Below are 14,036 nucleotides of genomic sequence, written 5' to 3'. Positions count from 1 at the left end.
ATAACTAAACCCAAGACTTTTCAGGACTTAAATATAGATAAGAAATTTGTTTGAAAGGAGGAAGCAGGAAATGATAGAAGTATGTGTTACAGTCAATTATAACGATAGAAATTATCAAACAAATGTTATTGTAAGCAAAGATACGATATGGACAAAAATTAAACAGTTGGCAGAAGAGCAAGTGAAGAAACAATGGAGTCTTTAAATGTATGTTTAACTTAAAAAGCTAAATGAAGTTATGGAATCTATTTCTTTATGCTAAGAGTGGTTCTTATATTTTAACGTTCAACTAACCTATCTGTAATGTTTATGGCTACAGTATGTTAATATAGGAGAAACAATATTTTTGATCGTAGGAGGAAAACAATGAGCAGCGACTTTACTTTGGCCATACACAGTTTAACTTATTTAGCTTTACAGCCAGACAGGATGTCAACAAGTAATGCGATTTCAGAAAGTGCGGGGGTTCACCCAGTACGCATTCGCAAAGTGCTAAGTTTGTTAAAAAAACATAAGTTTATACAATCGAAAGAGGGGACTGGTGGCGGTTTTATTTTCGCCCGAGATTTAGATGAAGTTAATCTTTGGCATATTTATCAAATAACCTCTGAAGGTGCATTGCAGCCTAAGTGCCCAGAATCAAATGATCAGTGTATTGTAGGTTCAAACATGCGAAAAGTGCTGTTCACTATTTTCTTAGGTGCGGAAGAACATCTAGGTGAATACTTAAAGAATTACACAATGAAAGAAGTTGTTGATCTTATCAATCAAGAACGTTAAGTGGCTTACTTGTTATATAGAGCCGTAAGTTCTTACCATTGAAATGTAATGGAAAACATTACAGTTTAATTTCGTTTTTATCGTCACAAAAAATATTTATAAGAAGGTGAAAAAGTATGATGTCAAATAATAATCAAGTTTTAAAAGTAGGAGATTGGGTTCGTGGAATATCAAATGAGGGCGAATTCATAGTTGGTTACATTGTATCACTTGATGAAGCGGAAGATATAGTTACAGTTAGTATTGTGAAACGTGACGACAAGTACACAATAAACGAAGCGATTTTACTCTTTAGTAAACATGTTAACAAACTTCCTGAATCAAAGGTAATCAATAAGGAGCAAATCCTTTATCTGATAGACCTTGCATTATTAACAGGAGACGAAGAATGGTTTATCGAGCTTTCTTCAAAATTAAACTCAATAAAAGAGCTAGTTAACGAAGGATTTTAAAGATTACATGATTTGCTTTTAATAGGTTGAATCGTGCAATAAGCAATAATATCATCTCTAAGGAAATGATGTAAAAACGATTCATTATAAATATAGAAATATTCCTGAAGAAGAGTTGAAAAAACTCGAATTAAGATGAAATTGCATTGAGTTGTTTGCACACCTCTGATAACAATTGTTATGTAAATAAGCTGCCCGATATGGGCAGCTTATTGTATTTTTGCGTTTAGCGTAGGTTTTTGTAAAATGTTAGCGGTCCTCTTATTGCCATCAAGTAAAAGGTAGCTTCCTAAAAATGTATATGAATGCAATGTCGATAATATATATCCTGAAAATTGGTTGGTATATTCAAAAAGATATTTCTTTTTAACCACATTAATTATTTATTAGAATATCTTTTTAAATTAAAATAAATTTTTTTGACAAAGAAGAATATAAGTATCTTTATAATAAGTAACTTGGATAAATAATATGTGACTGTGTTTTATGCTAATTCATTCAGTTTTAAGCGATAGGAACAAGGGTTGCATGCGAACTGTAAAATGTTATCTATGTAAAATTATATCCAATTAATATTTCTGAAAATATAAAAATATTAATTTTATAAATATACACGTTATAATGAGGGCGTCGAGAGAAATTTTATTATCTCTGGAGAAAATATAAAAAATGCGATTATTAGTAAGAAAGGTGTGTGATTAGAGGCGAAATGAATGTAATGTGCTTCAGTGGCTTGTGTAAGCAATATTATCAGTGCTACCGAAGTTATGAAAGTTAATGTATAGAATTGAGAAAGAAATGCCTCGCAAATGAAGAGAGGCCGGTTTAGCTAAAATTACTGTTAAAAGTAAAAAAGAGAAACCATGAAAGTAATACACTGTTATTAGAAATGTTGCAACGTATTTATGAAGTCTATTCTATATTGTTCTCTTAAGGGGTCTTTATATAAAGAGCGGATATTACGAGTAAACTTTTTTGTGAACGCTAACAATTATATTAGGACGCTAACTAGCGAATGTTTCAATTTGGTTTCATTATGATGAAGGACATACAATGTGGGGCAACTTGTAAGGAATTCATTTTCCCAAAAAGGAAAATATTCGGTAGCTATTAAGAGAGAGGCAGGAATAGATACAAGGGGGAGTTATTATATGAACGGGAATACTGCAAAGAAAATAGAAGTTCAAGCTGAAAATACCGCACTAAACAATGAGCAATATGCAGATCCGAAAAAGTGGCATAAGCAGGATACTACATGGGCACTCAGTCTATTTGGAACTGCAATTGGAGCAGGGGTGCTCTTTTTACCGATTAATGCAGGTTCAGGTGGTTTATTATCTTTACTGCTAATTACATTGCTTGCATATCCAGTTATGTACTACTCACATAGGGCGCTTGCTAAAATGATATACGCTTCTAATTCTGCTGATGAGGGGATCACAGGTACAATTAGAGAGTATTTTGGAAATAAAGCGAGTATCATTTTTAACATCGTATATTTCGGTTCAATTTATACAATCGTACTAATGTATTCGGTTGCGCTTACAAACACTGCAAGTAGTTTTATCGTGCATCAATTGCACATGCCAGAACCGCCAAGAGCAATTTTATCACTTGTATTAGTTCTTGGTCTTATCGCTATACTAAATTTTGGTCAAGATATTACTGTAAAGGTAATGAGTATGTTAGTGTATCCTTTCATCGTTTCTCTACTGTTTATCGCAATATCTTTAATTCCACAGTGGAATACGTCAATGCTGAGTTTTTCAGCTGTTTCAACTGCTTCAACAGGAACAGGCTATTTTGGGACGATATTGATGATTTTACCAATCATCGTATTCTCATTTAATCATTCACCTATGATTTCATCATTTGTTGTGAAACAGAGAGCTACGTATGGAATCGAAGCCACTGATGCGAAATGTGCGCAAATACAAAAGGTTTGTTATATTATGACATTCGCTGTTGTTATGTTCTTCGTTTGGAGTAGCGCATTGAGCTTGACTCCAGATGATATAAAAATGGCAAAAGAACAAAACCTATCAATCCTTTCATATCTTGCGAATGAGCTTAATTCACCTGTGATCACGATTGCAGCTCCAATCATTGCTTTTGTGGCTATTACAAAGTCTTTCCTTGGCCATTATATCGGAGCATTTGAAGTAATGCGTGACATGATTATTAAGTTTGGTAAATCACGTGGAAAAGATATTGAAGAAAAAACAATTAAGACAATCGTCCTTACTTTTGTTGTATTATCATGCTGGTTTGTTGCTTATACAAATCCAAGTATTCTTGGACTTATTGATTCTCTAAGTGGTCCATTAGTTGCTGCTATCTTATGTCTATTACCGATGTATGCGATTCAAAAAGTACCGGTATTAGCTAAGTACAAAGGGAAAATGAGTAACGTATTTGTTATTATTGTAGGTGTACTTACTGTTTTAGCAAGTATTAAATCATTATTCTAATTCAAGATTGTTGATTTTAGTATAAAAATAGTGGACATGAAAAACCTTTTGGACAAACTTCTCACGTTGGAGAGTTTGTCCTTTTATTCAATCTATCAACAAACAGCCACCTTTCAGAGAAGGTGGCTGTTTTGGTATTAATTTATTTTAATTATTCACGTCTAAATGGGCCTTTTGGAGCAATGAGCTCTAAATTAGTACCATCTGGATCACGGAAGTAGGCAACGCCTGTACCAAATCCAGATTTCAAGCCGTCTTCTTCTTGAAAGACAATTGGTTCTCCATCTGGTTTTACCCCAATTGCTTTTAGACGTTCTACAGCGGCATCAATATCTTCTACTTCAAAACAAAGATGCATCGCACTAATTTGATCATTTGAGTAAGATGCTTTATCTGATTTAGGGACAACGTATTCTAGAATGTCGATGTTCAAATTGTCTAAGTGTAGATTGGCATATTTAATACGAGTATCTTCAAGTCCTTGTGTTTGCGCCATTCTTGTTCCGCCAATTTCATCAATATTTGATACTTTCTTACCTGTTAATGCTTCATAAAAAACGATAGATTTTTCTAAATTGCTTACTGTAATTCCGACGTGATTTACTTGTGAGAAGCCTGCTGTTTTTTCACTCATTTTTGTTTCCTCCTGTTTTTAGGTGGTGCAATGTATTCGTTTCACCAATCTTTTACTGTAATTAAAATGAGCCTTTAGTTGAAGTTCTATTCTAATTCGTTTGTAACAACTCAAAAGAAATATAAGGGTATTTTTTAGATAAGAAAAGAATCTAGTATCGGCTAGATTCTTTTCTTTTTCGTTTGTTTTTATACAAAAATTTGATGGGCTTGCATTACAGCCATTGAGCAAAAAAGTTTGATATGAAAAATATTATTCTTTAGTACATACATTTTTAAGATGTTAAATATATTTCATAATAGTCTCTGTAAGATAGGGATAAGTAAAATAGTACTTTAAAGTACCTATAGCACTTTAAAGTGCGTACTTTTTATAATTTTGAATATCATTCATAATAGCACCAGTAAGAAGAAAACAAGCTTTTCGGTACTAGTTACTAATGAGGTTATAACAGTTTATTTAGATTCAGATTGTTTAAAAGGTTGTACGATATGGACTAATAATTTCAAAAAAATGTCGGTGTGGCATAAAACAATTATGGAGGTTAAAAATATGAGTTCTTCAAATTTGAATGAGATAAGTAAACAAATTTTAAAAGAGGAGGAAACACTTCAATTTTCCTCTTTTACAAATGAAGATGCCTTGCAACTAGGTTTATTTATCGTGGAAACAGCAAAGCAAGAGGGTAAAGTGATTGCTGTTGATATAACAAAAAACGGTGTGCAATTATTTCATTTCAAGATGACAGGGACAAATGCGGAAAATACGAAATGGATTGAGCGTAAAAAGCGAGTCGTTTCCCTGCATGATCGTAGCTCGTATTATATGCAGATACAAAGTGAAATAACTGGAATCTCATATAATGAAAAATATCTTTTAGATACTTCGGAATATGCTGCATTTGGCGGATGTTTTCCTATCAGAATAAAAAACGTAGGAGTTATTGGAATGATAACGGTATCAGGATTACCACCAGAAGAAGATCACGAATTGGTAGTAAGGGCAGTTAAAAATCATTTAAACCAATAGTTGTAGCTAGTGAATAAATAATTAATTAACTTTAGGGGGCAATACTATGCCATTAATTGAACTAAATACTTGGCCAACCATGTCAACAGAAGAAAAGAAGGAATTCATTTATAATGTAACGGAACTTACAATAAAACGATTAAAAATTGTCCCTGACAAAATTCAAGTGTTGATTACGGAACTTGAGAAAGAAAATTGGGGGAAAGCTGGAGCTGTAGCAAGTGATGCTACCTTTGCTGAGAAAAGTAGGGTGTCCAATTGGGAGACAAAAGAGTCCTACGATACATCGTCTGGTAACGTTGATGGAATGGCTATTATTAAGATTGACATATGGAATACATTTGATCAAGAAACAAAGGATAAGTGGGTAAACGAACTTACACAAGTAACATCTAAATATACGCATGCACCTTTGGATAAAGTGCTAATTCTTATTCGTGAAATGATTCCAGGAAACTGGGGGCAAAGTGGTGTAACGGGAGCCGATAAAGATTTCCTTTCCAAAAGTCGTACATTTTAATGAATTAATAAAAAGGCAAAAATGAACATATTTCTGTTCGTTTTTGCCTTTTTTATTATTTGTTTGTGATAATGAACATGATCCTTTACATTTTCAAGTAATATCCTCTAAAGTCGCCTCCCTAGGAAGAGAGTATTTCTCCATATGAAACCTTTCTTCGTTGAATGTAGATGTTAATTTTGGAGCAAAATAAGCTAGGTTATATAAATGTTACTTTTTTGTACCTATAGTACTTTAAAGTACGTACTTTTTATTATGTTAAATATCATTCATAATAGCACATGTGAGAGGGAAACAAGCTTTATGGTACTAGTAATTAACTATGTTACTTTTTAGTACCTACAGCACTTTAAAGTGCGTACTATTCATTATGTTAAATATATTTCATAATAGTACATGTAGGAGAGAGACAAGCTTTACGGTACTAAAAAGTATCTATAGTACTTTAAAGTGCGTTCTTTAAAAAGAGAATGAAACCATTCATAATAGCGTTTGTAGAGATTAAATATATGTTTTGAAAGATAAAAGGGCCTTTTTATCGCACTATTATGATAGGAATTATAGGGAAGAGGGGAAATCAATTGAATTCATATACAGCATCGTCTTCAGAAGTTCAGACGAATCGAAGAAGTATATTTGCGTTATTAGCGCTAGCAATTAGTGCGTTCGGGATTGGGACAACTGAATTTGTTAGTGTGGGTTTATTACCATCTATTTCGGAAGATTTACATGTGTCGGTGACAACAGCTGGTTTAACAGTTTCTTTATATGCGTTAGGCGTAGCATTTGGTGCTCCAGTATTAACGTCGTTAACAGCTAATATGTCACGAAAAACGTTATTAATGTGGATTATGATTATTTTCATTATTGGTAACGGAATTGCAGCTGTCGCAACAAGCTTCACTGTATTACTTATTGCGCGAATTGTTTCAGCACTTTCGCATGGTGTGTTTATGTCAATTGGTTCAACGATTGCTGCGGCACTTGTACCAGAAAATAAACGTGCTAGCGCCATTGCCATTATGTTTACTGGTGTAACAGTTGCAACTATTACAGGAGCACCAATTGGAACATTTATTGGTCAACAATTTGGCTGGAGAACATCATTTTTAGCAATTGTAGTAATTGGAATTATTGCCTTAATCGCAAATAGTATTCTCATTCCATCTAATATGAAAAAAGGTGCGTCTGTATCATTCCGCGATCAGTTTAAATTGATTACAAACGGAAGACTGTTACTAGTTTTCATCATTACTGCATTAGGATATGGGGGAACATTCGTAACATTTACGTATTTATCTCCGTTATTACAAGAAGTAACAGGATTTAAAGCTAATACGGTTACTATCATTTTATTAGTGTATGGAATCGCCATTGCAATAGGGAATGTGATTGGCGGGAAATTATCGAATCATAATCCGATTCGAGCGCTATTTTACATGTTCTTTATTCAAGCGATTATATTATTTGTTTTAACATTTACAGCACCATTTAAGGTAGCGGGGTTAATCACAATTATTTTTATGGGACTATTCGCATTTATGAATGTTCCAGGGTTACAAGTATATGTCGTAATGTTAGCTGAACGATTTGTACCGAGTGCTGTCGATGTTGCATCGGCAATTAATATTGCGGCGTTTAACGCCGGGATTGCTCTTGGTGCTTATTTAGGTGGTATTGTAACGAACTCGTTAGGGTTAATTCATACAGCTTGGGTAGGCGGCATTATGGTAGTAGGTGCTGTTATTTTAACAGCATGGAGTATGAGATTAGAAAAACGAGATCAAGTAAAATAAAAGGAGAGAAAATAAAATGAAAAATTTACAAAGTACAACAACATTGCATAACGGTGTAGAAATGCCTTGGTTCGGTTTAGGAGTATTTAAAGTAGAAGAAGGTCCAGAACTTGTAGAAGCAATTAAATCAGCAATTAAGGCAGGATACCGTAGCATCGATACAGCTGCGATTTATGGAAATGAAGCAGCTGTAGGTGAAGGAATTCGCGCTGGTATTGAAGCGACTGGAATTTCAAGAGAAGAATTATTTATCACTTCAAAAGTATGGAACGCAGATCAAGGATATGAAGAAACAATTGCTGCATATGAAGAGAGCTTAAAAAAATTAAAACTAGATTATTTAGATTTATATCTTGTTCACTGGCCTGTAGAAGGAAAATATAAAGATACGTGGAGAGCGTTAGAAACACTTTATAAAGAAAAGCGTGTACGTGCAATTGGCGTAAGTAACTTCCAAATCCATCATTTGCAAGATGTAATAAAAGATGCAGAAATTAAGCCAATGATCAACCAAGTAGAATACCACCCTCGTTTAACACAAAAAGAACTACAAGCTTTCTGTAAAGAACAAGGCATTCAAATGGAAGCATGGTCACCATTAATGCAAGGTCAATTATTAGATAACGAAACATTACAAGAGATTGCTGAGAAACACGGTAAAACAACAGCACAAGTGATTTTACGTTGGGATCTTCAAAATGGAGTAATTACAATTCCAAAATCAACGAAAGAACACCGTATTATTGCAAATGCTGATGTATTTAACTTTGAATTAACGAAAGAAGATATGGAAAAAATCGATGCGTTAAACCAAAATCACCGCGTTGGTCCAGATCCTGATAACTTTGATTTCTAAGATTAAAGAATGAGTAAAAAGAGTGCAAAGTTGCACTCTTTTTTATTTCCTATTCAATAAAATGTTTCTGTTTATTTGATTAGCGTTTATATTATGGCTGTTGAATTGCTTTTGGCTATGTAGAGAACTTACTCTAAGACAGTATTAAAGTTTGACATGTAATCATGCATTCTATAATATGTATGCTATAGCATACATATTGTAAGTTATTTGGAGGTGGCATATGGACTTATATGAGTGAACAGGACATCTTGTTCATCGCACTGATGTGAAATTAACAAAATATATAATGTAAGTTTTTAATCACATATTGATTATAAATTTTATCTTTTATATGCTATAGCATATAAAATCCGCCTCTTAAATTGTAATGGCGAAAATTTAAATAATACAGTAGATATATTATGAAACGAGGAGATTTTAGTTATGGAAAAATTTATATTAGCGTTTGATAGAGAGCTTGTAATTGCAGAAAAAAAAGACTCAACATGGAGTGTCCAATCACAGTTTGTAGGTGCGAATCCAGTTGCGTTAGCTTTAGATCCATACGATTCAGAAAGAATGTATTGTGGTACTTTTGATAGAGGATTATGGAGAAGTAAAGATGGAGGAAGTTCATGGGAAGCGATTGGAACTTTACCTTCTTTTGGTGAAGTGTTTCCAGCTAATGCTATTCATATGAGAGCTATTACAGCAGTTTCTGTATCTCCAGCGAAGGGTGATGACGGTAACGGGATCGTATATGTAGGAACTGAACCGAGCGCCATGTTTGTATCCAAAAATGGAGGAGACAGTTTTGAATTGCTAACGGATTATCGACAAATGCCATCGTATTCATCATGGTTCTTTCCTCAAAGAACATATACGCACCACGTAAAACATATTGAAATTGATGCTAATAATCCAGAAACTATATATACAACAATTGAGGTTGGGGGATTAATTAAAAGTGTAGATGGAGGTAAGACGTGGACTGAGGAAAAAGAGGGGAACTACCCTCAAGATATTCACATTCTTACATCACATCGCAATGCTCCAAATCGCTTATACGGGGTGTTAGGTGATTCATTCTTGAAAGAACCAGGTCACGAGTATGCGGAGAGTAATGATGGAGGTAAGACTTGGAACTATATGTGTAGTGGGCTAAAACATCATTACGCATATCAAATGGCAGTTAATCCAAATGATCCAGAAAATATTATTATCGCGACATCTTCAAATCCACACGTAGCACACGATTACAATAATGGAAATTGTGAATCATTTATTTATAAGAAAGAAAAAGATCAGTCTTGGGCAGAAATGAATGCAGGTTTACCAACTCCTAAGGGCACAATCATACCAGTATTAAAGGCAACAAGTGATGGAACGTTCTATCTGTTTAGCAATAAAGGAGTGTATCAGTCAGTAGATGGTGGTTCAAATTGGATATCATTAGAGATTCCTTGGGAGAATAGATTTATGGAACAACATCCTTATGAGATGTTAATCATGAAATAAGTGATGGATATAGTTATTACTACTATTCATTGGTAATGTTTAGTTGAATTTAAATTAAAAATGTAAAAAGCCAGGTAATGCATTATTCATGCTACCTGGCTTTTTTGATCATCAATTTAAGGTTATTTTCATATTTGTGTAAATATGAAACAAGCAGGATACATGAATAGAGAATGGGTAAAATAATAACGAATGATCACTAGATTGTATCAATGATGCTATAAGAGTTTTTTTAGGTAAACTGAAGCAAGAAGCAGTGGTTTAGATTCAGAATGACTGGCAATTGGTGTTATGGAGTTCAATTATTTAAAAATGGACTCATTTAAATGCATATTATCTTCGAGATGTATCATTTTGAAGAATATTAAAGCTTGGGAGGAAATGAACTATGACAAAAGATTTCTATGCTGCACTGAAAGAAAGACGTACTTACTATGGGATTAATAAAGAGGTACAAGTATCAGATGAAAAAATTAAAGAAATTGTGGAGTTTGCTGTGAAATATACTCCATCCGCTTTCAATTCTCAAACTGCGCGATTAGTTGTATTATTTGGTGAAGCTCATAATAAATTATGGGATATTACAACTGAAACATTAAGAAAAGTAGTTGGAGATGGAGATTTTTCAGGAACGCAACAAAAAATGGATTCTTTTAAAGCTGGTTATGGAACAGTACTATTCTTTGAGGATGAAGCTATCGTTAAATCGCTTCAAGAAAAATTTGCTGCATATGCTGAAAACTTCCCAATTTGGTCACACCAAGCATCAGGTATGCACCAATTAGTCGTGTGGACAGGTTTAGAAGCAGAGGGATTAGGAGCATCTTTACAACATTATAATCCATTAATTGATGATGAGGTAAAACAAGAATGGAATGTTCCAGCTAATTGGAAACTCATTGCACAAATGCCATTTGGTAATCCAACAGCTGCACCAGGAGAAAAAGAATTCCAACCCCTTGAAGAGCGTGTGAAATTTCATAAGTAATAAACGTTATTCATAAGGAATGAGTAAAAAGATTCTAGTTATGAATTCGATCACAAATGTAGCAATATGTATATTAAAAAACACGAAGACTTTAAAGTCTTCGTGTTTTTTTGTTCATGTTTGAAAGTGATAAAGGAGTATAATGGTTTTTAGTTAATAAGGATAAAAATAATCCTATAACTGTATGTAAGAATGTGTGATTTTACAACCTTTTCTATGATAAAAAAAGATACTACTTTAGCAAATATAAAGAGTTAGAAATTATAGTTTATAGGGCACTTTTTTGTTCCTATGGAACTTTAAAGTGCGTAATTTTCTTTATCGTTAATATATATCATAATGGTATTTATTAGTTGGTTTTAGCTTTACTCTGCTGTTGATGTGATTTTTTAACATGACAATGATTAGAATCAGAATTATCGAGTAGATGTAAATGATGATAATTTCGATTTTCAATTCCGTACAGAGTGTAATAGCTACATAATTTTCGTTTATACTCTTTTGAAAAAAGGGTGGATCAGCTTATTTTCTGTTAAAGATAAGAGAAATGAACCACAATATAAACGTAATTATTTATTCCAACGTAAGTCAATCATGTAGCACATGAATTTGGAGGGATCTATATGCATATGCAATTAAAAGGGAAAACAGCACTGGTTACTGGATCTACGGCAGGCATTGGAAAAGCAATTGCCACTTCATTAGTAGCGGAAGGAGCTACTGTACTTATTAATGGACGCCGTGAAGAAAATGTTAATGAAACGATAAAAGAAATTCGAATGCAGTATCCAGATGCTATCCTTCAACCCGTAGTAGCTGATTTAGGAACAGAACAAGGGTGCCAAAATGTGATTGAAAAGTACCCTGAAGTAGACATTCTTATTAACAACCTAGGAATTTTTGAACCTGTAGAATATTTTGATATCCGTGATGAAGATTGGTTTAAATTGTTTGAAGTCAATATTATGAGTGGTGTTCGACTTACTCGCTCGTACTTGAAAAAAATGATTGAAAGAAAAGAAGGAAGAGTTATCTTTATTGCTAGCGAAGCAGCTATTATGCCATCTCAAGAAATGGCTCATTATAGTGCGACTAAAACGATGCAACTTTCACTTTCTCGTAGTTTAGCTGAGCTGACGACAGGAACGAATGTGACTGTTAATACTATCATGCCTGGTTCGACTTTAACGGAAGGAGTGGAGACTATGTTAAATAGTCTTTATCCTAATGAGCAATTGACAATAGAAGAAGCTGAGAAGCGATTTATGAAAGAAAATCGACCAACCTCTATTATTCAAAGACTTATTCGACCAGAAGAAATTGCCAATCTTGTCACTTTCTTAAGCAGCCCACTATCTTCAGCGATTAATGGTTCCGCGTTGCGAATAGACGGGGGATTAGTACGTAGTGTATTTTAATAAATTTAAAACAACATAATATGCTGTTGAAGGTAAAGATGGTAAGGCAAATGAGTTGTATTTTACTTATTAACAGAAATATACAAAAAATAAATTGTGATATGACAACAGCCGGATTTTCTACTATAAGAAAAATTCGGCTGTTATTTTTTTATTTGTTGTAAAGGATGGGAAGCTTTTAAGGTTGTGGCACGCCTCTTAAGACAAAGATAAGGCGAAGTGATCCTGCTGTTATTTGTATTATTTAGTGAAAGTTACCAAACGTTTTTCAACACTATTTTTCCTATTGCTTTATTTGACTCCAAATACTCATGTGCTTGTGCAACTTCATCAAACGTAAAAGTTTTCGAATCTAGCAATGGGCGAAGTTTTCCTTCTTCTACTATTTGCGTTAGTTTATTTAAAATTCCCCCACAAGCGTCACGTTTATCTGTATGTAATATTTTTAACGCCATAAAAGTAACGTGCAGAGAGAGTCCTTTTGCGTGTAAAGGAGAGAGGTCATGGGTTGAACGAGCTGCAATTGTTACGACAGTTCCATTGACTGCAGCAGCTTCGAAAGAGTTATCGAGATTCTTGCCACCTACTGTATCAAATATAACTTCAAATCCGTTGCCATCCGTATGTTTTTGCACATATTCTTGAACAGATTCTTCTTTATAATTAATAGCTACGTCAGCTCCCAGACGATGAGCTATTTCAATTTTGCTCTGCTGAGAAGCTGTTGTAAAAACTTTAGCACCAGCCCATTTAGCTAATTGAATGGCTACGTGTCCTACGCCACCAGTAGCTCCATGAATGAGTACATTTTGACCAGGTTTAATATTTGCACGATCAAATAAAGATTCCCAAGCTGTAATTGCAACTAATGGTAGAGCTGCTGCTTCTTCCATTGTTATATTGTTAGGTTTGTGAGCAATTAATCGCGTATCAGCAAGCATAAACTCTGCAAGTGCACCACCAGTTTCTTTAAAACCTCCGGCACACCCGTATACTTCATCGCCAGCTTTGAATTTCGAAACGCCTTCTCCTACTTCAATAACAATACCGGATACATCTCCATGTAATATAGCTGGAAACTCAGGAGCGACTGCTGAAACGGCACCACTACGCATTTTCGTATCGATTGGATTTACACTTGTTGCTTTTACATGGATTAGAACATGACCTGGTAAAAGTTTCGGTTTTGAAACCTCTTCTAATTGAAATACAGATGAATCCCCAAAAGAATGGATAATTTGTGCTTTCATTGTTTATACCTCCTGTTTGTGCTTATAGCATAGCAAAGTACGAAAAATAAGTATAATATTTTGAATTTGGTTAGTGAGAATTTTATATAGAGAAGGGGAAAGTACGTGAAATCATGTAACGTACTTGCAAAAGCAACAGTACAGCTTTTTGAAGAAAGGATAGATGTGATTTTTGCAGCACGATTTATTCATTATGTGTATTATTACTCACTTAGTATAGGTACTTAAAAGTGCCTACATCACTTTAAAGTACGTACTGTTATTCATGTTATGACCGATTTATAATAATACTCGTAGCACAAAGAAAGTTATAACGATGACAATCGGCAACAATGTGGTGCT

14 protein-coding genes and 1 pseudogene are annotated in these 14,036 nt (G+C 34.0%); 13 read left to right on the top strand and 2 right to left on the bottom strand.

Annotated features, from left to right (window positions below; translation table 11 throughout):
- Window positions 1-70 precede the first annotated feature (70 nt).
- From ACTFNE_RS10360 to ACTFNE_RS10340, 5 genes and pseudogenes are all read left to right on the top strand, one after another.
- Window positions 71-205, top strand: coding sequence for a BA3454 family stress response protein (locus ACTFNE_RS10360; protein WP_000573531.1), 135 nt, complete (start codon window positions 71-73; stop codon window positions 203-205).
- 161 nt (window positions 206-366) lie between these two features.
- Complete coding sequence (saiR, locus tag ACTFNE_RS10355) at window positions 367-780, top strand: Rrf2-family transcriptional regulator SaiR (protein ID WP_000093217.1); 414 nt, start codon at window positions 367-369, stop codon at window positions 778-780.
- 116 nt (window positions 781-896) lie between these two features.
- Window positions 897-1,232, top strand: a complete 336-nt coding sequence (locus ACTFNE_RS10350; protein WP_000987468.1) for an IDEAL domain-containing protein — start codon at window positions 897-899, stop codon at window positions 1,230-1,232.
- A gap of 61 nt (window positions 1,233-1,293) precedes the next feature.
- Window positions 1,294-1,371: pseudogene (locus ACTFNE_RS10345) on the top strand (DUF3888 domain-containing protein); the annotation flags it as partial.
- Window positions 1,372-2,383: 1,012 nt separating this feature from the next.
- Entirely contained in the window at window positions 2,384-3,703 is a 1,320-nt protein-coding gene (locus ACTFNE_RS10340; RefSeq protein ID WP_001014179.1) for an aromatic amino acid transport family protein, read from the top strand.
- A gap of 151 nt (window positions 3,704-3,854) precedes the next feature.
- Here ACTFNE_RS10340 and ACTFNE_RS10335 read toward each other — a convergent pair whose 3' ends face one another.
- The gene (locus tag ACTFNE_RS10335) at window positions 3,855-4,337 is read right to left on the bottom strand and encodes a VOC family protein (protein ID WP_046198374.1); all 483 of its coding nucleotides are present in this window, start codon (window positions 4,335-4,337) and stop codon (window positions 3,855-3,857) included.
- Between the two features lie 513 nt (window positions 4,338-4,850).
- On the opposite strand from ACTFNE_RS10335, the gene ACTFNE_RS10330 reads away from it, so the two are divergent.
- The 7 genes from ACTFNE_RS10330 to ACTFNE_RS10300 all read left to right on the top strand — a co-directional run bounded on the left by ACTFNE_RS10330 (window position 4,851) and on the right by ACTFNE_RS10300 (window position 12,444).
- Window positions 4,851-5,366 carry a heme-degrading domain-containing protein gene (locus ACTFNE_RS10330; protein ID WP_139120477.1) on the top strand — a complete coding sequence of 172 codons (516 nt, stop codon included), beginning with the start codon at window positions 4,851-4,853 and terminating at the stop codon, window positions 5,364-5,366.
- 46 nt (window positions 5,367-5,412) lie between these two features.
- Window positions 5,413-5,886: a tautomerase family protein gene (locus ACTFNE_RS10325; protein WP_001128303.1), complete on the top strand. Its 474-nt coding sequence runs from the start codon at window positions 5,413-5,415 to the stop codon at window positions 5,884-5,886.
- Between the two features lie 581 nt (window positions 5,887-6,467).
- Window positions 6,468-7,682 carry an MFS transporter gene (locus tag ACTFNE_RS10320; RefSeq protein WP_046198375.1) on the top strand — a complete coding sequence of 405 codons (1,215 nt, stop codon included), beginning with the start codon at window positions 6,468-6,470 and terminating at the stop codon, window positions 7,680-7,682.
- Window positions 7,683-7,698: 16 nt separating this feature from the next.
- On the top strand, window positions 7,699-8,538 hold the full coding sequence (locus ACTFNE_RS10315) for an aldo/keto reductase (protein ID WP_046198376.1): 840 nt from the start codon (window positions 7,699-7,701) through the stop codon (window positions 8,536-8,538).
- 426 nt (window positions 8,539-8,964) lie between these two features.
- The gene (locus ACTFNE_RS10310; RefSeq protein ID WP_270705063.1) at window positions 8,965-10,038 is read left to right on the top strand and encodes a WD40/YVTN/BNR-like repeat-containing protein; all 1,074 of its coding nucleotides are present in this window, start codon (window positions 8,965-8,967) and stop codon (window positions 10,036-10,038) included.
- A gap of 388 nt (window positions 10,039-10,426) precedes the next feature.
- Window positions 10,427-11,026 (top strand): nitroreductase family protein, encoded by a 600-nt coding sequence (locus ACTFNE_RS10305; RefSeq protein WP_046198378.1) that lies wholly within the window; start codon window positions 10,427-10,429, stop codon window positions 11,024-11,026.
- A 623-nt stretch (window positions 11,027-11,649) separates the two neighbouring features.
- On the top strand, window positions 11,650-12,444 hold the full coding sequence (locus ACTFNE_RS10300; protein WP_046198379.1) for an SDR family NAD(P)-dependent oxidoreductase: 795 nt from the start codon (window positions 11,650-11,652) through the stop codon (window positions 12,442-12,444).
- 254 nt (window positions 12,445-12,698) lie between these two features.
- On the opposite strand, the gene ACTFNE_RS10295 is transcribed toward ACTFNE_RS10300, so the two are convergent.
- Entirely contained in the window at window positions 12,699-13,694 is a 996-nt protein-coding gene (locus tag ACTFNE_RS10295) for a zinc-dependent alcohol dehydrogenase family protein (protein ID WP_270705064.1), read from the bottom strand.
- 105 nt (window positions 13,695-13,799) lie between these two features.
- On the opposite strand from ACTFNE_RS10295, the gene ACTFNE_RS10290 reads away from it, so the two are divergent.
- Window positions 13,800-13,922, top strand: coding sequence for a hypothetical protein (locus ACTFNE_RS10290; RefSeq protein WP_269430696.1), 123 nt, complete (start codon window positions 13,800-13,802; stop codon window positions 13,920-13,922).
- Window positions 13,923-14,036 lie beyond the last annotated feature (114 nt).

It is taken from the genome of Bacillus cereus group sp. MYBKT111-2, assembly GCF_051915205.1.
In the GTDB taxonomy this organism is placed as follows: domain Bacteria; phylum Bacillota; class Bacilli; order Bacillales; family Bacillaceae_G; genus Bacillus_A; species Bacillus_A paranthracis.
Note: the sequence above shows the minus strand (reverse complement) of the source record. Positions and strands in the feature narration are given on the sequence as shown.